This is a genomic window from Azospirillum sp. TSO22-1 (genome assembly GCF_003116015.1).
GTDB lineage: Bacteria > Pseudomonadota > Alphaproteobacteria > Azospirillales > Azospirillaceae > Azospirillum.
On the sequence record NZ_LGQZ01000072.1, the window covers coordinates 22,556 to 39,067 of the forward strand.

Sequence of the window (16,512 nt, forward strand, 5' to 3'; positions counted from 1 at the left end):
CCCGGGAAACGCCCTGCCATGCCGATGCTGATCCCCACCCGCCTCGCCCCCAGCCCGATCCACGGGCTGGGACTCTTCGCCGAGGAGCCCGTCGCCGCGGGCACGCCGATGTGGCGGTTCGACCCGCGCATCGACCGCATCATCGCCCCCGGCGATGCGGTGCTGACCGACTATCCGGGCGTCGCCCGGATGGCGGAGTCGCACGGCTGCGTCATCGACGAGGCCGGCAGCGTCCTGCTGCTGGGCGACGACGGCCGCTTCGTCAACCACGCCGACGAGCCGCTGATGGGCCGGGCGGAGTCCGACGACTGGCGGGTGTTCCGCGCCTTGCGGGACATCGCCGCCGGGGAGGAGCTGACCTGCAACTACGAGGACATCTGCGGGGACGTCCGCGACGCAGGCGCCGCGCGGTACCTCGCGGAGACGGCCGGATGAGCCGGGTCCCGCTGCGGACCAGCATCGTCGGCGGCGCCGACCTCTCGCCGGCGCGGCGGGCGGTGATGTTCGACCTGCTCGGCGTCTGGTTCGAGGGCTACGGCGAGGATTACTTCAACGAGGAGCTGGACGGCGTCGACCACTGCGTCCTGCAGGAGGAACCCGACACCGGCGCGCTGGTCGGCTTCGCCACCCTCTACCAGCGGGAGCCGGTGGTGGACAGCCGGGCGGTCGGCCTCTTCCACACCCTGCACTGCATCCTCGACCGCCGCCACTGGGGGTCGAACGCGCTGGTCCGGGCCATGGTGGCGTTCATGCTCGACCACGCCCGCGGCGAGGACGGCGGACGCCCGTGGTACTGGCACTACAGCGCGGTCGGCTACCGCTCCTACCGCTACATGCCCTCGCTGTTCCGCCGCCACGCGCCCAATCCCGAGCAGGCCCTCGATCCCTTCGACCGGGCGGTGCGGGACTGGGTCGGCTGGACCTGCTTCGAACAGTACTACGACGCGGCGAGCGGGCTGGTGGACTGGAACTGGCAGGGCTACGGCCTGACCGAGGCGGCCCGCGCCATCAGCGACGCCAAGCTGGACAGCCCCGGCGTCTCGCTGTTCCGCGCCGTCAACCCGCGCTGGGCCGACAGCGTGGAAGTCCTCTGCCAGGCCCGCTTGTCCGACGACAACCTCACCGATTTCGCCCGCCGCTGGTTTCCACCCTCCCCCGTCTCCACCCCTGTTTCCGGATGAGCCTCTTCATGCGCCTTGCCTCCACCCTCCGCGTCGCCGCGGCCGTCGCCGCCTGCGCCACGCCGGCCGCCGCCGAATCCAGCTTCGATCTGATTTTCGGCGGCGACGCCTATTTCCAGGGCGCCTACGTCAACCAGCGCAACGACGCCGGGCTGCGCTCGACCGAGTTCGCCAACCGCCTGCGCGTGACGATGACGCCGACGGCCAAGGCGGACAACGGGCTGGAGTACGGTGCGCGCCTGCGCATGGTCACCGACACCGGCGACCCGTCCATCTCCAGCCGGACCCTGTTCAACGACCGGGCCTTCCTCTTCGCGAACGGCGCCTTCGGCACGGTGCAGGCGGGCACCATCAACGGCCTGTCCGACGAGTACGGCATCATCGGCCCCAACGTGGAGGGTGTCGCCGGCAGTCCGGACAGCAACGGCCTGCTGTTCCTGAACGGCTCGTCCACGCTCGGCGCGCTGCCGCTGACCGCGACCAGCCTGCGCACGCTGCTGGCCTACGACGTCGGCACCAAGCTGATCTACATCACCCCGTCCTTCGGCGGCGTCCAGGGAGCGGTGTCCTACACGCCGCGCACCAACGATTCCAACAACTCGGTCAACCGCCGCAAGGCCGACCCGCTCGGCGCCGCGCCCACCTTCCACGACGTCGTCGAGGCCGGCGCGGTGTACCAGGACACGTTCGGGGAGGTCGGGCTGAGCGCCAGCGCCTTCTACCAGACCGGCCGCGCCAACCGGCAGACCGACGGCGTCCTGGCGCAGTCCTTCGAGGATCTGCGGTCGTTCCACGTCGGCGCCAACCTGAGCTATGGCGACGCCAAGATCGGCGCCAGCTTCGCCAACAGCGGCAAGAGCGGCTACGCCACCGACGCCACGGAAAAGCGCACGCAGACCACGCTCATCCTCGGCGCCCAGTACACGATGGGGCCGTTCCTCCTCGCCGCCAACTACGTGCGCGCGCAGGGCAACGACTCCGCGACGATGTCCACCCCGTCCAAAGCCGACATCTGGCAGGGTGGCATCACCTGGACGGTCGCTCCCGGCCTGACCACCGGGCTGGAGTACGACTACGTCCGCTCCGCCCTGTCGTCCGGCCCGCTGACCGCCGCCGGCGTCGCCCCGGACGACCGCGCCCACATCCTGATGCTGGACACCCGGCTGGCGTTTTAGCCGCAACCGCCGCAAACGCTGCGACAGAGGCTTCCCTGCGGTGTCTCGGATCCAGCTCAGCAGCCACCGCTGTCCGGAGCGCGCGGCGTGGATAGGAACGGCCAATACGCCTTCAACCAGACCAGGAAGGCCGCGGCCCACAGCGTCGCAGCCAGGGCGTGCGGCGGGCCGGGCGGGGAGGGAAGGGCACCGAGGTCCGGCAGGGCGCGCGCCAGCGCCGCCAGGACCAGCAGCGCGAACGCCACCCGCGCGGCGCGCGGGAGGGGCAGCGGGCGGCCGGTGTGGAACAGGCCGGCGATGGCGAACACCGCCAGTACGCCGAGCCCCAGGCCGCCCATCAGCGACAGGTGCAGGGCGGCGGTCTCCGGAAACGGCGCGCCCAGGCGCGCCGCGCCGACCAGCAGCAGCCCCACCCCGGCCAGCAGGCTCGACCCGGACAGCGCCAGGATTTCCGCCCGCGCCGCCTCGCGGCCGACGAACCCTTCGGCGACACGGTCGAGGAAGGCGGCGCCGGCGGCGATGGTCAGGTAGGCGGTTACCGCCGGCGACCAGCCCGCCAGGGATCCGGCGGTCACCAGTGCAACGAGCCCCGGCGCCAGGTTGCGCCGGCCGGGATGCGGCCGGTAGGGCGACGTCTCCTCGCTGGGATCGAGCACGAGGTTGGTCACCGGCACCCCAATGCGCGCCAGCACGAGGGCCAGCAGGCCGAGGAAGACCAGCGCGGCGAGGTGCAGCCCGGTGCGGGCGAGGTCGGCGTCGCCGGTGAGGAAACCGAGGCGCGCGGTGGCGCCAGTCAGCGCCAGGGCACTCAGCCAGCCGACCATGGCGGCCAGCCGCGTGGTCCGCTTGCGCCACGATACCGCGGCGACGTAGAGCGGCAGGGCGAACAGCCAGAGGAGATCGGCGATCCCGCCGGCCACCGCCAGCGCGTCGGCGCCAACGAACCCGGCGGTCCGCCCGGCGGCCCACAGGCCGACCAGTATGAACAGCGGGCGGCCGCGCAGGCGCTGCGTGTCGGACCATTCGGGGATCGCGGTGGTGATGAAGCCGATGAGCGCCGCGCCGTAGGACCCGAAGATCAGCTCGTGCGCGTGCCACAGGCCTGAGGGCAGCGCGCTCGCGCCCGGCAGCTGGAAGCCGTGGACCACCACCCACAGGAACGGCCACAGCGCCGCGTGCAGCGCTGCCAGCGGGAAGAACAGGCGCAGCCCCTCGTCGCCGAGCACCGCCGTCAGCGCCGGACGCGCGCTCATGAAGCCCGCCGTTCGTCGATGTCGTGGATATGGCGGAACAGCGGGTCGTCGGTCAGGAACGTCGCGACCAGCCGATAGAGGTCGCCGTCGCCGCGCTCGCCGGGCGTTCCCTCCACGGCGCGCTCCCCGGCGATGCCGCGGCCGTGGGCGTCCACGACGGCGATGCGGTGCGCGACGCGGGCCGCCTCCATCAGGTCGTGCGTGATGAACAGGGCGGCGAAGCGCAGGGCACGGGCGGCGCCGATGACCAAGTCCTGCATGCGGCGCTTCAGCGCCACGTCGAGCGCGGTGAACGGCTCGTCGAAATAGACGAAGTCCGGCTCGATCGCCAGCGCGCGGGCGATGGCGACGCGCTGGCGCATGCCGCCCGACAGCTCCACCGGGTATTTGCCGAGGTCAGCGGGCTCCAGCGCCGCGCGCGCGGCGGCGGCCTCGGCCCGCACCCGCCGCTCGCCGCGCGGCAGCCCCTGGAGGCGCAGCGGATAGGCGATGTTGTCGCGCGCCGTCGCCCAGGGCAGCAGGCGCGGCTCCTGGAACACCATGCCATGACGGCGGTAGCCCCGCTCGACCCGGCCGCGCAGCGGCTCGACCACGCCAGCGGCGATGTGCGCCAGCGTGCTCTTGCCGCAGCCCGAGGGGCCGACCAGCGCCACCACCTCGCCCGCCGCCAGCGTCAGGTCCACGGCGTCGAGCACGGTGCGGCCGAGGTAGGCGTGGCCGAGGCCCTTCAGCGCCAGGACGGCCGCCATGCTCAGAACTTCGCCTTCAGGCCGGCGTAGACGGCGCGGCCGTCGCCCGGCAGGTAGACCGCCTGGGTCGGGCTCGCCTGGTCGACGATCAGCGTGGAGGAGGCGTAGGTCTTGTCGAACAGGTTGCGCACCTCGCCGTAGACGCTGACGTGCTCGTTGAGGTCGTAATTGACGCGCAGATTCACCGTGGCGAACGGGTCGGCGTAGACCGTGTTCATGTTGTCCACCGGCGTCTTGGCCGGCCGCCAGTCGACCTCCGCCTGCACGAAGAAGGCGGGGGTGACGTCGTAGCGGAGAGCCGCGTTGACGACGTGCGGCGGCGCCCCGGCCAGCCGGTTGTTGCCGCGCAGCGGGTCGCCCTGGAAGCGGAAGTCCTGGAAGGTGTAGGCGACGCGCCCGCTCAGCGCGTCGGTCAGGGCGGCGGACACCCCCAGATCCACGCCGAAGTGCCGCGTCCGGTCGGCGTTCACCGCGCCCAGCGGCGCCCCGGTCACGTCGCGCAGGCTGAGCAGCTCGTTCTTCACCCAGGAATAGTAGGTGCCGGCGTCCAGCGTCGCCGGGCCGAGCCGGCCGCGCCAGCCGGCCTCGACGGTGGTCGCGGTCTGCGCCTTGAGGTCGGGCGTGCGGTAGGCGGTGGACACCGTCGCCGGGCTGGCCGGGTTGGGGCGGCCGGGGCTGCTGTTCGGCGTGCCGTTCACCGTGGCGATCAGGTCGTCGTGGGTCGGCGGCTCGAAGCCGCGGCTGACCGCACCATAGAAGGTGTGGTCGGGCGCCGGCTTCCAAGTCAGGCCCAGGCTGGGGCTGATGCCGGTGTAGGAGCGCGAGTAGCTGGTGTCGCCCGCCGGGATCGAGCCGGCCGGCAGCGCCAGCGTCGGATTCATCGGGTTGTAGGCGATGGTCGGGCGCCGGGTGCCCGGGAAGGTGTCGTCGTTGTCGCGCGTCGCGTGCGCGACCGTCACGCCGGGGGAGACCGTGACGCCGCCGCCGAGCGGCACGTTCAGCCCGCTGTGCACCGACAGCGTGCTGGCGTCCAGCTTGCTCTGGCCGAGCAGCGGCCCCTGGGTGCCGGCGCGGTTGATGAAGTCCTGCCGGTCGGCCGAGCCGACCACGTAGCGCACGGTGGTCTCGAACAGCGGCAGCGGCTGGCTCTGGTCGGGGCTGTAGGCGTAGCGGCCGACCGCGGTGAAATCCCCGCCCTCGGTCTTGCGAATGCCTGAGGAGATCGGAAAGCGGAAGGTGTCGTCGGTGTGGGTGTAGCCGACCGCGGCATCGAAGAGGTGCGCCCCGAAGGTGGCGGTGGTGCGGTTGCCGACGCGGAACTGGCGCGCGTCGCGCTGCGGCTGGTCGCGCACCACGTTCGGCCCCGCCTCCGTCGACACGCCGCCGACGACGCGCGGGCCGGTGTGGACCCGCCGCGGGTCGCTCTCCAGCGCCTGCTTGGTCAGCGGCCCGGCGACGTCGAAGGACAGGTCGGTGTAGCCGGCGAAGAAGCGCGTGCTGACGTTGTCCGACAGCTGGGCGCCGGCGTTGGCGTCGACGCTCGTGCGTTCCGACTGATTGTGGTCGCGGTAGCCGTCGCGCCGGCCGCGCTGGATCTGCACCAGACCGTCCAGCGTCCCGGCGCGGCCGCCGGCCTGCGCGGTGGTGTTGAACTGGCCGAAGCTGCCGCCCTCGATGCCGAGGCGCACGCCCGGCGCGGAGGAGCCGGTGGGCGAGACGAAGTTGACGGCGCCGCCCAGCACCGTGGCGCCCAGGCGGTTGCTGGTGTAGCCGCGGTAGATCTCGGTGCTCTCCGCCTGCCGCGGGTTCGCCAGCCCAACGATGTAGGAGCCGTCGGCGCGGTTGAGCGGCAACCCGTCCTGGAGAGCGAGGATGCCGCGCTCCACCGGGTTCTGCTGCAGGCCGGAGCCGCGGATCTGGATGCGCGGCTGGTCGTTGCCGCCGAAGAAGTTCTGCACGACCACGCCGGGCACGGTCGCCAGCACGTCGCCGATGGTCACGTTCGGCTTGCCGGCCTGCTCCTCTTCGGTGACCAGGGCGGTGCCGCCGGGGATCGCCTCCAGCCGCTTGCGCAGCGTCCCGTCGCTGCTCCCCTCGACGGTCACCGGATCGAGGACGACCGCCGCCCCGGGGGCGGCGGACTGGCCGTACGCGGTGCCGGCGGCGAGCGCCAGCACGGACGTGGCGGCGAGGAAGGCGCGGTGCTGTCTGCGAATGGTCATGGCGATGAGATCCCCTGGCCGGCGCCGCGTCCGGCAACTACGAATGATTTGCATTCGCAGTATAGGGACCAGGGGTCGGCACCCTCTTGTCCGCGGACAAGTCGGGGTGGGAAATCGTACGCCCGCTTACGACGCACCGCCGTCGTCCTCCTCCCCCTCGACGAAGCGGGCGAGGCGGGCGGGATCGTGCAGGGTGATGCGGCCGCGGTTGGCCTCGACGCCGAGCGCCGCCAGTTTGCGCAGCGTGCGCGACAGGGTCGGCGGGGTGATGGCGAGGCGGGCGGCAATCAGGTGCTGCTCGACGGGCAGGGTGAAGCTGCCGGCGTCCCGGCCGCCGCTCATCTGCAGCAGGACGGCGGCGACCCGGCGCTCGATCGACCAGCTCTTCAGGTGCTCGATCTGCTCGACCAGCTTCTGCATCTGGCGGAAGGTCGCGGCGACGATGGACAGGCCGAGGCCGGGGTTGCCGGCGACCAGCGCGCGCAGCGCCGCCGTCTCGAACCGCGCGAGGCGCAGCGGCGAGGCGGCGTCGGCGCTGACCGGGTAGCGCGCGCCCTCGGTGATCAGCGCCTCGGCGAAGGACTCGCCGGGGCCGATGATCTTGATGACGGTCCGGGTGCCGTCGCTGGTGTCGCGCGACAGCGCCGCCCAACCGTCCAGCACGACGAAGAAGGCGTCCGCCGGGTCGCCCTGGAAGAACAGCGTCTGGCCTTCGCCGAGGACTTCGCAGCGCGGGCGGCCGACGATCAGGCGGAACTCCTCGTCGCCGAGCGAGGCGAAGACGCTCGCCCGGCGGATCCGTGCCCAGTCGTGCGGAGCGAGGGTCACCGTTTCACGCCCCAGGGGCGCGCCGCCTCGCGCCAGCGCTCGAATTCTGCGCGAACCGGGTGGACCAGCGCGTACTCCACCAGGATCAGCCCGCCGACGGCGATCAGCACCCAGGCCAGCGCCTCGGCGACGTCGAGGTTGGCGCGTGCCATCGCCAGGGCACCGCCGATGCCGCCGGTGTTGGCCAGCAGCTCGGCCATCACCGCGACCTTGAACGCGGAGCCCAGCGCCACCGTCAGCGCCGGGAACAGGAAGGCGGCGATGTGGCGCAGCCCCAGCGTGGTCAGCCGCGCCAGCGGACCGGCGCCGAAGGCGCGCGCCATGTCGTCCAGGCCGCGGTCGCGGGTCAGCGCGCCCTCGGCGACGCCGACGAACACCACTGGTGTCGAAGCGACCACGATAGAGGTGATGATGGTCCCGTTGGTCGAGCCGAACCAGATCATGGCGAGCACGATCCAGGCGATGGGCGGCACGCCCAGCAGCACCGTCAGGATCGGCCGCGCCAGCCGCATGGTTGCCGGCGAGTAGCCCGCCGCGATGCCGCCGAGGGTCCCCGCCAGCCCGGCCAGGGCGAACCCCTCCAGCGCGCGCAGCGTGGTGGTGGCCGCCAGCGCCCAGGAGGCCGGGTCGCCGGCAATGGTGCGGCCGGCGGCCAGCGTCGCCAGCGGCGCCGGCAGGATGAAGGCGCCGAAGCGCTCGTGGCCCGCCTGCCAGACTGCGGCGAACAGTGCCAGCCCGGCAAGGCCCGCCCAGCCCGACCACAGGAACCGGCCGAGCCGGCCCAACCGCTCCGCGACCGCCGCCGTCATGCGCGGCCTACAGGTAGAACTCGGCGGCGGGGAGCTTGCCGCCGATGATCTTCGGGTCGGACTCCGCCACCGCGCGGAACACCGCCTCCAGCGCCGGGCGCGCCGCGCTGGCGCGGACGGCCACGAGGTTGGAGTGCGGGATCGCCGCCGCGACCACCGGCGCCGGCAGGCCGAGCGGCCCGGCCGCATCGCCGGCGGCGCGCGCCGGGTCGGCGTTCGCCGAAGCAGTCGCGGCGACCAACGCGTCGTGCAGCGCCTCGACCACCGGGGCATGCGCCTCCAGGAACGCGGCCGACACCCCCAGGCCGGCCTGCGGCAGCGTCGGCGGCAGGCCGGTGGCCTTGCTCCATGCCTGCTGGACGTCGATGACCCGCGCCAGTGACGTTCCGGCCATTCCGGCGCGCAGGATCGCGGCGGTGGCCACCGGTTCCGGCAGCAGCGCGGCGTCGGCGCGCCCGGTGAGCAGGAGCTGCACCGCCTCCATCGGGCTGCCGGTGAACTGGACGGCGACCCCGGTGTCGGGCGCCAGGCCTTCGGCCGCCAGCAGGCGCCGGAACAGCACGTCGGTGGTGTCGTTGCGGAAGGGAACGGCGACCGTCCGGCCCTTCAGCGCGGCGATCGAGGTCAGCGACGGGTCCGCCGCGACGAGGTAGAGCAGCCCGTTGGACATCACGTTGACCAGCCGGACGCCCAGCCCCTTGTTGAACAGGTTGGCGGCGGACTGGGTCGGCAGCACGAAGGTCCGCATGGTGCCCGAGGTGAGCCCGGCGCGCAGCTCGTCCGGGCTGCGCCACGCCTTGAACGTCACGTTGCCCGCCAGCTCGCGGAACGCCCCCGAGGCGATGGCGTGCAGCAGGGTCACCGACGGCCCCGCCGGCGGTCCCCAGAGCACCAGCTCCTCCAAGGGCGCCATCGCCGGTGCGGAGACGAGGGCGGGCGCCGACAAGGTCGTGGCCATGCCGACGAGCATGGTGCGGCGGGTGATCGGGGACATGGGCGGACCTGTGCAGCGATGCTGCCGTGCGCGGAATTCTTCACGGCCCGCAATCCGTATCATGATATGCGGATGAAAATCATTCGCAATATTAAGTGATGGTGCGGCGTGATGACGCATCGCCGCCCATTCCGGGGGCTTGCGACGCTTCGCCTCATTGCGGGCCGTGAACCCTCGCTTCATTATGGCTGCCCCCACACGGCGCGGCAGCAAACTGCCGGATTCCGCGCTCCCCACGCTCCTCAGCCCATGAGGTGAGCGCATGAGCGCGCACACCAGCGCCATCGTCTCGGCGGTGCCCGGACGAATCCGTTTGCGCCACCCCACCTTGCGCCGGTCGGACCATCACCGCGACGTGGCGGACCGTCTGGCCGCCGTGGACGGCCTGCGCGTGGCCGAGAGCAACCCCGCGGTCGGCAGCCTGCTGGTGCTCTACGACCCGGCGGCGCTGGATCCCGCCGAAGCCGAGGCCCGCGTCGCCGCCGTGGCGGGGCTGGATCCCGGCGCGGCGCCGGCCGCCACCCCCGCGTCGGCGATGCGGCCCATGGCATCGCGGATCAATCGCGCGGCGAAGATCGGCATGCTCGGCAGCATGGCGGCGACGCTGGCGGCGCTGACGGTCGGCCGGCGCGCGCACGCCGGGGCGGGGATGCTGTTCGTCGCGCTGATGCTCGTCCACATCGTCAACCATCGCCGGCGCCTGTTCCAATGACGACCACCGACCTCGTGAGGCGGCTGGCCGCCTCGCTGCGCATCGCCCACCACATCCCAGGCCGCGTGCGGCTGAAGCTGGCCGCCGAGCCGGGGCCGGAGCTGGCCGCGGCGGCCGGCGACGCCGCCGCGCTGGATCGCGCGCTGCGCGGGGTGGCGGGTGTCCGCTCGGTCGCGCTCAACCCGCTCGCCCGCTCCTGCACCGTGGAGTACGACCCCACACTGATCCCGCCGTCGGCCTGGACGGACCTCCTCGCCGGCCGGACCAGCGCCGGCGCCGAGGCGCTGCTGCGCAGCGTCACGGCGGCGGCGCCATGAAGAAGGAAAGGAACGCCCCATGTACCCGTTGCTCGTCTTCGCCTCGGGCCTGATCGCCGGCGCGGTCGGGGTCCGGCTGCTCAAGCGCGCCGACCTCCCGCAGAACCTGAAGGCCGCCACCGCGTCGGGCAAGGTCGGCCTCGACCGCGCGCAGAGCGCGGTGCGTGAAGCCACGCTGTCCGGCCTGTCGGCGGTCGAGAGCACCTCCGCCCGCCTCCGCGCCAAGCTGGCGCCGGAGCCCGAGACCGCCGCGCCCGAAGCACCGGCGGCCGAGGAGCCTTCACCGCGCCCGCCGCGCCGCCGGCCGCGCAAGGCGAAGGCCGCCCGCCCGGCCGCCGACGGTGAGGCATGAAGACCGGCAAGCGCCGCGCGGCAACCGCCCTGGCGCCGGGCGAGATCGCCGGCAACTTCACCCGCGGCGTGGTCGCCACCGCCCTGCTGACCGCCGTGCAGGAACGCTGGGCCGCCGGCACCGCGCCGCCGTCGCGCCGCAAGGTGGTGCGCTACGCGCTGCAGGGCGGCACCGCGCTGGCCGCCGGCGCCGCCGCCGCCGACGCGCTGCGCGCCCGCGACTATGCCACGGCGCTGCTGGCGGTCGCCGCCGGCAGCGCGGGGGTGCTCGTCGTCGAGCACCTGCTGAATTCCCGGGGCGCCGACGCCCCCGACATCGAGGAGAGCCGCCTTGGCTAAGAAGAACAAAGCGAAGAAATGGAAGAAGCGGCAGCGCCAGCTGGAGGCGATGATGGCCGCCAACGGCGCCGCAACCGCACAGCCGCAGCAGGGCCAGAGCCTGATGGCCGGGCTGTCGCGCCTGCTGCCCGGCCGCCCGTCGGAGCAGTTCCTGGTCGGCGCGCTGATTGGTGCTGCAGCCGCCTACGTGCTCTCCGATGAGGAACTGCGCGGCAAGCTGATCAAGTCGGGCCTGTCGCTGTACGGCACCCTTGCCGGCGGGCTGGCCGAGATGAAGGAACAGGTCGCCGACCTCCAGGCCGAGCTGCAGGCGGAGCAGGCCGCCGGGTTATGACCGCGGCGCCCTGGTTCCACCAGCTCGCCCCCGTCCACCGGGTACCCGGCCGGCTGCGGCTGCGCTACGCCTGCCGGCCCGGAACGCCCGCGGACGAGGCGACGCTCCGCCGTGCGGTGGAGCGCCTGGATGGGGTGGAGGCGGTGCGGGTGAACGCCGCCGCGCGCTCGCTGGTCGTCCATCACGACCGCAGTGCCGACGACGCGGCGCTGGCCGCCGCCATCGCCGCGCTGCCCGCGCCGGCCGAGACGGGCAAGGCCGGCGATGCCCCGGACGGCGCGCAGCTGGTGCGCAGCCTCGCCACGCTGCTGGGCGGCTTTCTGCTGCCGATGCCGCTGCGCCTGCCGGTGTCGCTGGCCGCGGCGCTGCCGCTGCTGCGGCAGGCGGCGGGGATCTACCGGCGCGAGGGCGTCACCTCGCACGTGCTGGAGGCGATGGCGGTGTCCATCTCGCTGGCGCGCAGCGACTTCATTGCCGCCAACACCACCACCTTCATGCTCGCCCTCGGCGAGTACCTGGAGGAGTCCATCGCCCGCCGGTCCGACGAGCTGCTGAAGCACCTGCTGCGCCCGGCGAGCGACGAGGTGTGGGTATTGCGCGATGGCGTGGAGGTGCTGGTGCCCGCCGCCTCGGTGGCGGTGGGCGACTCCGTCGTGGTCGGGGCGGGCGCGGTGATTCCGGTGGACGGCACCGTGCTGAGCGGCAGCGCCACCGTCAACCAGGCGGCGATGACCGGGGAGAGCGTGTCGGCGGCCAAGGAGCGCGGCGACACCGTGCTGTCCGGCACGCTGATGGAGGACGGCCGGCTGGTCGTCTACGCCGAGCAGGTCGGCAGCCACACCGCCGCCGCCCGCATCGCCGACTACGTCGAGCAGTCGCTGACCGCCAAGAGCGAGGCGCAGCTGGAGGCCGCCCGCCTCGCCGACCGGCTGGTGCCGACGGTGCTGAAGCTGGCCGGAGCGTCGGCGGTGCTGACCGGCGACTGGCGCAGCGCCGCCTCGGTGCTGCAGGCGGACTATTCCTGCGCGCTGAAGCTGGCCACGCCGGTCGCCTTCAAGTCGGCCATGTACGGCGCCGGCAAGGCCGGCATCCTGGTCAAGGGCGCCAGCGCGCTGGAGCGGCTGGCCCAGGCCGATACCTTCATCTTCGACAAGACCGGCACGCTGACCACCGGCGTGCTGGACGTGACGGACTCCATCACCTTCGACAAGGCCTACAGCCCGGAGGATCTGATCTGCCTGGCCGCCTCGGTGGAGGAGCACTACTTCCACCCGCTCGCCATGGCGGTGGTGGCGGCGGCGCGGGAGACCACCCTCAACCGCCATTTCGACCACCAGGAGGTGCAGTTCATCGTCGCCCACGGAGTCGCCAGCGTCATCGACGGCCAGCGCATCGTCGTCGGCTCGCGCCACTTCGTCGAGGAGGACGAGGCCATCGACTGCCGAGCGCACGACGCGACGGTCGCCCGCCTGTACCAGGAGGGCAAGACGCTGCTGTTCATCGGCTTCGGCGGCCGGCTGGTCGGCATCCTGGCGCTGAAGGACAGCGTGCGCGCCGCCAGCGCTGCCACCATCGCCCGCCTGCGCCGCGCCGGGGCCAAGCGGATCCTGCTGCTGACCGGCGACCACCGCGAGCGCGCCGCCGAGATGGCCGACCTCCTCGACCTCGACGACGTCCACGCCGAGCTGCTGCCCGAGGACAAGGCGCGCATCGTCGAGCGGCTGGCCGGCGAGGGCGCGCGCATCGCCTTCGTCGGCGACGGCATCAACGACGCTCCGGCGCTGGCCGGCGCGCACGTCGGCATCGCCATGCAGAAGGGCGCCGACATCGCCCGCCTGACCGCCGACATCGCGCTGCTGGAGGACCGTATCGAGCGGGTCGCCGACGCCAAGGAGGCCGCCAACGCCGCCATGGCGCTGATCGCCACCAATTACCGCCTGACGGTGGGCCTGAACACGGCGATCCTCGGCGCGGCCGCGCTCAACCTGCTGTCGCCGGTCGCCACGGCGGTCCTGCACAACGGCACCACCATCGGCATCCTGCTGAACGCGCTCCGGCGCTGACTATCGCCGCAGGGTCACGACGAGGACGTCGCGATGGGCCGGCCGTGTCGGGTCCACCGGAACCACCGGCGTCACGCCGTGAAAGACACGCCCGTCATCGACGACGGCCACATCCATGGGCGACGTGAGGGTGAAACTTCCAAGCGTACGTCCGGCCGCATCCAGAATCGTCGTCGTGCCGCGCGCAACGTTCTCACGCTGAACGAGCATGACGAGAACCCAATCCACGCCGTCCCGATGCATGCCTTCCGGTGTGGGGCAGCCTGGCTGGGCGGGACTGGCCTCGATCCGGAACTGGTGGACTTCCGCGTGCCATGCCGGCGGGCGAATCTCCACAGGGGTGAGGGGATCGAAGAGTTCGAAGCCGGTTCGCAGGACCGCCTGCATGACCGCATGACCGGCCATGGCCTCGTCGACCGGGTCGAACCACCGCTCGATGCCGCCGTTCAGCCGGTTGTAGTCCCGGCTCTGGTAATGCGGCTGGTGCGGCTTTCGCACGGCCCCGTGCCGCGACAGCGAAAAACAGGCATGGCGCCTCCGGCGGTAACGCCCGCCGTCGGCCATGTAGGTGTCCAACCCGAGATCGTCCCAACTGCGGCTGAACCCTTCCCAATCCCGCGAACCCGCCGCGGCGAGCAAACCCTCCACAGTGGACGCGGGCACGAAGGAAAAGCCGTCGGCGGTGATCGCTTGCTGAATGCGGTGGAGCATACTCACCACGACAACCTTACTTGGGCCGATGGCGATCGGCGCCGTCGGCCGAGGTTAAGGCAAAGCGGCGCCGATGCACAATCCCACAAGGCTAACGCACACTCTCCACCTTCAGTCGGCGCCACGCTCCCATGCGGGTCTTCCAGCCGATGCTCTGGCCGGTGTGAAGGCCGACCAGCGCCGCACCCACCGGCGTCATAATGGACAGCCGGTAACGCATTGCATCTTCCTCCACGGGCCACACCAGGGTGACGGTGTGCCGCTGTCTGGTGTCGCAGTCCACGAACGTGACGCGCGAGCCGATGGTAACGGTCGACGGCGGCAAGGCATCGTCCGGCACCACGCAGGCGCGGTCCAGCTCACGTTCCAGGAATTCGGCCAGTTCGGGCAGCCGATCCCCGGCGGCGGCGGCAAGTTCCGACAGCCGCTCCTGAACGGTGTCCGTCAAGGTGATGGCCGGCAATTGGCCCTGGCTCGGCGTCGTGTTCATGATCCAATCCTGTGGAGGCAAACAGGGAGAAGCGGCTCAGGCCGGCAGGACGCGCTCGACCGAGAGCCAGCGCCGGGTCCCATCCGCATCGACGTAGGGCATCCGGGCTCCTTCGCGCAGGCCGAGCAGGGCTACGCCCAGAGGCGAGGCGACGGTGACCCGCCCGTCCCCGGGCGGCTGGTCCGGATACGCCAGTTCGCCCCACTCCAGCGGCATGCCGTCGGCACGGCGGAACAGCACACGGCTGCTCATGCGTACGAGCATCGGGGGCAGATCGCCATCGGAGCGGACGATTGCACGGACCAGCTCCCCGGACAGGAGCGCCGATACCTCGGGAGCCCGCGCGGCCAACCACTCCGCAGCCCGCAGCAAGCGTCCGTAGTCCGAACGCCCGATCCAGATCAGCGGTCTGTCAGCTCCCTCGGTCATGGATACATCCTCGAATGCGCGGCGGCTGCGGTGCAGGCCACAATGAAGTCTCGTCCACATGCGCCGCCGGACGCCATCCGTATGATTACGGAAAACATGACACAAGCATTCCTGGCGAAAAATATCGTGCAAATCCAAGAACTTGCGCCGGCTCCGTAATGTTACGGATATTACGGTCCGGGTTTTTCCCGATTACAAGAACAGTCCTATGCCTGAGAGGCGGCAAGCGGAACCTTCCCCATGCTTGCAGCCCGCCTTCGGCGCTCCTGACCGAGACGACAAGGGACGAAACGATGGACGATCTGCTTTCGGGGGCACTGAGCCGCCTGGACGAGGCCGCGAAGCACGTGGACGTGGATTCCGAGGTCCTTGAGAAGCTGAAATACCCAAAGGAAACCCTGAGCGTCCGCCTGTCCGTGCGCATGGACGATGGATCGCGCCGCTCGTTCCCCGCCTGGCGCTGCCGCTATGACGACACCCGCGGCCCGACCAAGGGCGGCATCCGCTTCCATCCGAGTTCCAACGTGGAGGAGGTGACCACGCTGGCGTTCTGGATGACGTTCAAGTGCGCGGTGATGAACCTGCCCTATGGCGGCGGCAAGGGCGCGGTGAAGGTGGACCCGCACAGCCTCTCCAAGTCCGAGCTGGAGCGCCTGTCGCGGTCCTACGTGCAGGCCTTCGCCGGCATGATCGGACCCGACCGCGACATCCCGGCCCCGGACGTCTACACCAATGCCATGATCATGGGATGGATGGCCGACGAGTACAGTTCCATCGTCCGCCAGCCGAGCCCGGCCGTCATCACCGGCAAGCCCCTGCCGCTCGGCGGCTCCCTGGGGCGCGACGATGCGACGGCGCGCGGTGGCTTCTACCTGCTCAAGCATCTGGAAACGGATCTGGGCTTGGCCGGCACGGCCAAGCGCGTGGTGGTCCAGGGCTACGGCAACGCGGGATTCCACATCGCCCGCCTGCTGCACGCGGACGGCTATCGCATCGTCGGCCTGTCGGATTCGCGGGGAGCCATCGTCTGCGAGCACGGGCTGGATCCGCACGCGGTGCAGGCGGCGAAGGAGCGCGGCGGCTCCGTGACCGCCTACACCGAGGGCGGCGTGCACGCCGTGACCGAGACGGATCTGCTGGGCATGCCCTGCGACGTGCTGGTCCCCGCGGCCCTGGAGGACCAGATCCACAAGGGCAACGCCGGCCACATCAAGGCCCGCATCGTCCTCGAACTCGCCAACGGCCCGATCACCCCCGAGGCCGACCGCATCCTGGAGAAGGCGGGCGTCATCGTCCTGCCCGACATCCTGGCGAACGCCGGCGGCGTGACGGTCTCCTACTTCGAGTGGGTGCAGAACCGCCAGGGCTACTACTGGAACCTGGAGGAGATCCACGACCGCCTCCGCGCGATCATGGAGACCGAGGGCCGCCGGGTGTGGAGCATGCGCACGGGCAAGGGCATCTCCATGCGCACGGCGGCCTACGCCCACGCGCTGGAGAGGCTGTCGAGCGCCATCGCCGCGCACGGCACGCAGCCGTTCTTCATCGGTTGAGC

Annotated in this window: 19 protein-coding genes; 10 read left to right on the top strand and 9 right to left on the bottom strand. The window is 71.7% G+C overall.

Going from position 1 to position 16,512, the window contains the following annotated elements; translation table 11 throughout:
- Positions 1-18: 18 nt before the first annotated feature.
- The 3 genes from TSO221_RS18430 to TSO221_RS18440 are packed head-to-tail and all read left to right on the top strand — an operon-like array spanning position 19 to position 2,356.
- The gene (locus TSO221_RS18430; protein ID WP_109119981.1) at positions 19-435 is read left to right on the top strand and encodes an SET domain-containing protein; all 417 of its coding nucleotides are present in this window, start codon (positions 19-21) and stop codon (positions 433-435) included.
- Positions 432-1,181 (top strand): hypothetical protein, encoded by a 750-nt coding sequence (locus tag TSO221_RS18435; RefSeq protein WP_109119982.1) that lies wholly within the window; start codon positions 432-434, stop codon positions 1,179-1,181. Before TSO221_RS18430 ends, TSO221_RS18435 begins: the two co-directional genes overlap by 4 nt.
- 8 nt (positions 1,182-1,189) lie before the next feature.
- Complete coding sequence (locus tag TSO221_RS18440) at positions 1,190-2,356, top strand: porin (protein WP_199229534.1); 1,167 nt, start codon at positions 1,190-1,192, stop codon at positions 2,354-2,356.
- Between the two features lie 56 nt (positions 2,357-2,412).
- Here the strand turns inward: TSO221_RS18440 and TSO221_RS18445 are convergent, their stop codons facing one another.
- The 6 genes from TSO221_RS18445 to TSO221_RS18475 all read right to left on the bottom strand — a co-directional run bounded on the left by TSO221_RS18445 (position 2,413) and on the right by TSO221_RS18475 (position 9,211).
- Positions 2,413-3,609, bottom strand: a complete 1,197-nt coding sequence (locus tag TSO221_RS18445; RefSeq protein WP_109119984.1) for an NnrS family protein — start codon at positions 3,607-3,609, stop codon at positions 2,413-2,415.
- The gene (locus tag TSO221_RS18450; RefSeq protein ID WP_109119985.1) at positions 3,606-4,358 is read right to left on the bottom strand and encodes an ATP-binding cassette domain-containing protein; all 753 of its coding nucleotides are present in this window, start codon (positions 4,356-4,358) and stop codon (positions 3,606-3,608) included. Before TSO221_RS18450 ends, TSO221_RS18445 begins: the two co-directional genes overlap by 4 nt.
- A gap of 2 nt (positions 4,359-4,360) precedes the next feature.
- Positions 4,361-6,580 (bottom strand): TonB-dependent receptor, encoded by a 2,220-nt coding sequence (locus TSO221_RS18455; RefSeq protein WP_247878120.1) that lies wholly within the window; start codon positions 6,578-6,580, stop codon positions 4,361-4,363.
- Positions 6,581-6,706: 126 nt separating this feature from the next.
- Positions 6,707-7,408, bottom strand: coding sequence for a Crp/Fnr family transcriptional regulator (locus tag TSO221_RS35495; RefSeq protein WP_158284131.1), 702 nt, complete (start codon positions 7,406-7,408; stop codon positions 6,707-6,709).
- Positions 7,405-8,217, bottom strand: a complete 813-nt coding sequence (locus TSO221_RS18470; protein WP_109119987.1) for an ABC transporter permease subunit — start codon at positions 8,215-8,217, stop codon at positions 7,405-7,407. Before TSO221_RS18470 ends, TSO221_RS35495 begins: the two co-directional genes overlap by 4 nt.
- A 7-nt stretch (positions 8,218-8,224) precedes the next feature.
- Positions 8,225-9,211: an MqnA/MqnD/SBP family protein gene (locus tag TSO221_RS18475; RefSeq protein WP_109119988.1), complete on the bottom strand. Its 987-nt coding sequence runs from the start codon at positions 9,209-9,211 to the stop codon at positions 8,225-8,227.
- 262 nt (positions 9,212-9,473) lie between these two features.
- Here TSO221_RS18475 and TSO221_RS18480 point away from each other — a divergent pair, with 262 nt between their 5' ends.
- Genes TSO221_RS18480 through TSO221_RS18505 form a run of 6 tightly spaced genes read left to right on the top strand, consistent with a single transcriptional unit; the run spans position 9,474 to position 13,327 of the window.
- On the top strand, positions 9,474-9,923 hold the full coding sequence (locus tag TSO221_RS18480; RefSeq protein ID WP_109119989.1) for an HMA2 domain-containing protein: 450 nt from the start codon (positions 9,474-9,476) through the stop codon (positions 9,921-9,923).
- Positions 9,920-10,240 carry a hypothetical protein gene (locus TSO221_RS18485; protein WP_109119990.1) on the top strand — a complete coding sequence of 107 codons (321 nt, stop codon included), beginning with the start codon at positions 9,920-9,922 and terminating at the stop codon, positions 10,238-10,240. The genes TSO221_RS18480 and TSO221_RS18485 overlap by 4 nt, the downstream gene beginning before the upstream one ends.
- Before the next feature lie 19 nt (positions 10,241-10,259).
- On the top strand, positions 10,260-10,592 hold the full coding sequence (locus TSO221_RS18490; RefSeq protein WP_109119991.1) for a hypothetical protein: 333 nt from the start codon (positions 10,260-10,262) through the stop codon (positions 10,590-10,592).
- Positions 10,589-10,930 carry a hypothetical protein gene (locus TSO221_RS18495; protein ID WP_109119992.1) on the top strand — a complete coding sequence of 114 codons (342 nt, stop codon included), beginning with the start codon at positions 10,589-10,591 and terminating at the stop codon, positions 10,928-10,930. Before TSO221_RS18490 ends, TSO221_RS18495 begins: the two co-directional genes overlap by 4 nt.
- The gene (locus TSO221_RS18500) at positions 10,923-11,264 is read left to right on the top strand and encodes a YtxH domain-containing protein (RefSeq protein ID WP_109119993.1); all 342 of its coding nucleotides are present in this window, start codon (positions 10,923-10,925) and stop codon (positions 11,262-11,264) included. Before TSO221_RS18495 ends, TSO221_RS18500 begins: the two co-directional genes overlap by 8 nt.
- Positions 11,261-13,327: a heavy metal translocating P-type ATPase gene (locus TSO221_RS18505; RefSeq protein ID WP_109119994.1), complete on the top strand. Its 2,067-nt coding sequence runs from the start codon at positions 11,261-11,263 to the stop codon at positions 13,325-13,327. The genes TSO221_RS18500 and TSO221_RS18505 overlap by 4 nt, the downstream gene beginning before the upstream one ends.
- Here TSO221_RS18505 and TSO221_RS18510 read toward each other — a convergent pair whose 3' ends face one another.
- The 3 genes from TSO221_RS18510 to TSO221_RS36455 form a co-directional block, all read right to left on the bottom strand.
- Entirely contained in the window at positions 13,328-14,038 is a 711-nt protein-coding gene (locus TSO221_RS18510; protein WP_109119995.1) for a 2OG-Fe dioxygenase family protein, read from the bottom strand.
- Between the two features lie 91 nt (positions 14,039-14,129).
- Entirely contained in the window at positions 14,130-14,528 is a 399-nt protein-coding gene (rnk, locus tag TSO221_RS18515) for a nucleoside diphosphate kinase regulator (protein WP_109119996.1), read from the bottom strand.
- 36 nt (positions 14,529-14,564) lie between these two features.
- Positions 14,565-14,780, bottom strand: a complete 216-nt coding sequence (locus TSO221_RS36455) for a hypothetical protein (protein WP_247878121.1) — start codon at positions 14,778-14,780, stop codon at positions 14,565-14,567.
- Between the two features lie 470 nt (positions 14,781-15,250).
- Between TSO221_RS36455 and TSO221_RS18525 the strand changes: the two genes are divergently transcribed.
- A complete protein-coding gene (locus TSO221_RS18525) occupies positions 15,251-16,510 on the top strand; it encodes a Glu/Leu/Phe/Val dehydrogenase (protein ID WP_109119998.1) in 1,260 nt (419 codons plus the stop codon).
- Positions 16,511-16,512 lie beyond the last annotated feature (2 nt).

Bases quoted from the DNA above. Each gene is read 5' to 3' on its own strand.
- TSO221_RS18430 (WP_109119981.1), top strand. From the start codon at position 19: ATGCCGATGCTGATCCCCACCCGCCTCGCCCCCAGCCCGATCCACGGG.
- TSO221_RS18435 (WP_109119982.1), top strand. From the start codon at position 432: ATGAGCCGGGTCCCGCTGCGGACCAGCATCGTCGGCGGCGCCGACCTC.
- TSO221_RS18440 (WP_199229534.1), top strand. From the start codon at position 1,190: ATGCGCCTTGCCTCCACCCTCCGCGTCGCCGCGGCCGTCGCCGCCTGC.
- TSO221_RS18445 (WP_109119984.1), bottom strand. From the start codon at position 3,609: ATGAGCGCGCGTCCGGCGCTGACGGCGGTGCTCGGCGACGAGGGGCTG.
- TSO221_RS18450 (WP_109119985.1), bottom strand. From the start codon at position 4,358: ATGGCGGCCGTCCTGGCGCTGAAGGGCCTCGGCCACGCCTACCTCGGC.
- TSO221_RS18455 (WP_247878120.1), bottom strand. From the start codon at position 6,580: ATGACCATTCGCAGACAGCACCGCGCCTTCCTCGCCGCCACGTCCGTG.
- TSO221_RS18470 (WP_109119987.1), bottom strand. From the start codon at position 8,217: ATGACGGCGGCGGTCGCGGAGCGGTTGGGCCGGCTCGGCCGGTTCCTG.
- TSO221_RS18475 (WP_109119988.1), bottom strand. From the start codon at position 9,211: ATGTCCCCGATCACCCGCCGCACCATGCTCGTCGGCATGGCCACGACC.
- TSO221_RS18480 (WP_109119989.1), top strand. From the start codon at position 9,474: ATGAGCGCGCACACCAGCGCCATCGTCTCGGCGGTGCCCGGACGAATC.
- TSO221_RS18485 (WP_109119990.1), top strand. From the start codon at position 9,920: ATGACGACCACCGACCTCGTGAGGCGGCTGGCCGCCTCGCTGCGCATC.
- TSO221_RS18490 (WP_109119991.1), top strand. From the start codon at position 10,260: ATGTACCCGTTGCTCGTCTTCGCCTCGGGCCTGATCGCCGGCGCGGTC.
- TSO221_RS18495 (WP_109119992.1), top strand. From the start codon at position 10,589: ATGAAGACCGGCAAGCGCCGCGCGGCAACCGCCCTGGCGCCGGGCGAG.
- TSO221_RS18505 (WP_109119994.1), top strand. From the start codon at position 11,261: ATGACCGCGGCGCCCTGGTTCCACCAGCTCGCCCCCGTCCACCGGGTA.
- TSO221_RS18510 (WP_109119995.1), bottom strand. From the start codon at position 14,038: ATGCTCCACCGCATTCAGCAAGCGATCACCGCCGACGGCTTTTCCTTC.
- rnk (WP_109119996.1), bottom strand. From the start codon at position 14,528: ATGAACACGACGCCGAGCCAGGGCCAATTGCCGGCCATCACCTTGACG.
- TSO221_RS36455 (WP_247878121.1), bottom strand. From the start codon at position 14,780: ATGAGCAGCCGTGTGCTGTTCCGCCGTGCCGACGGCATGCCGCTGGAG.
- TSO221_RS18525 (WP_109119998.1), top strand. From the start codon at position 15,251: ATGGACGATCTGCTTTCGGGGGCACTGAGCCGCCTGGACGAGGCCGCG.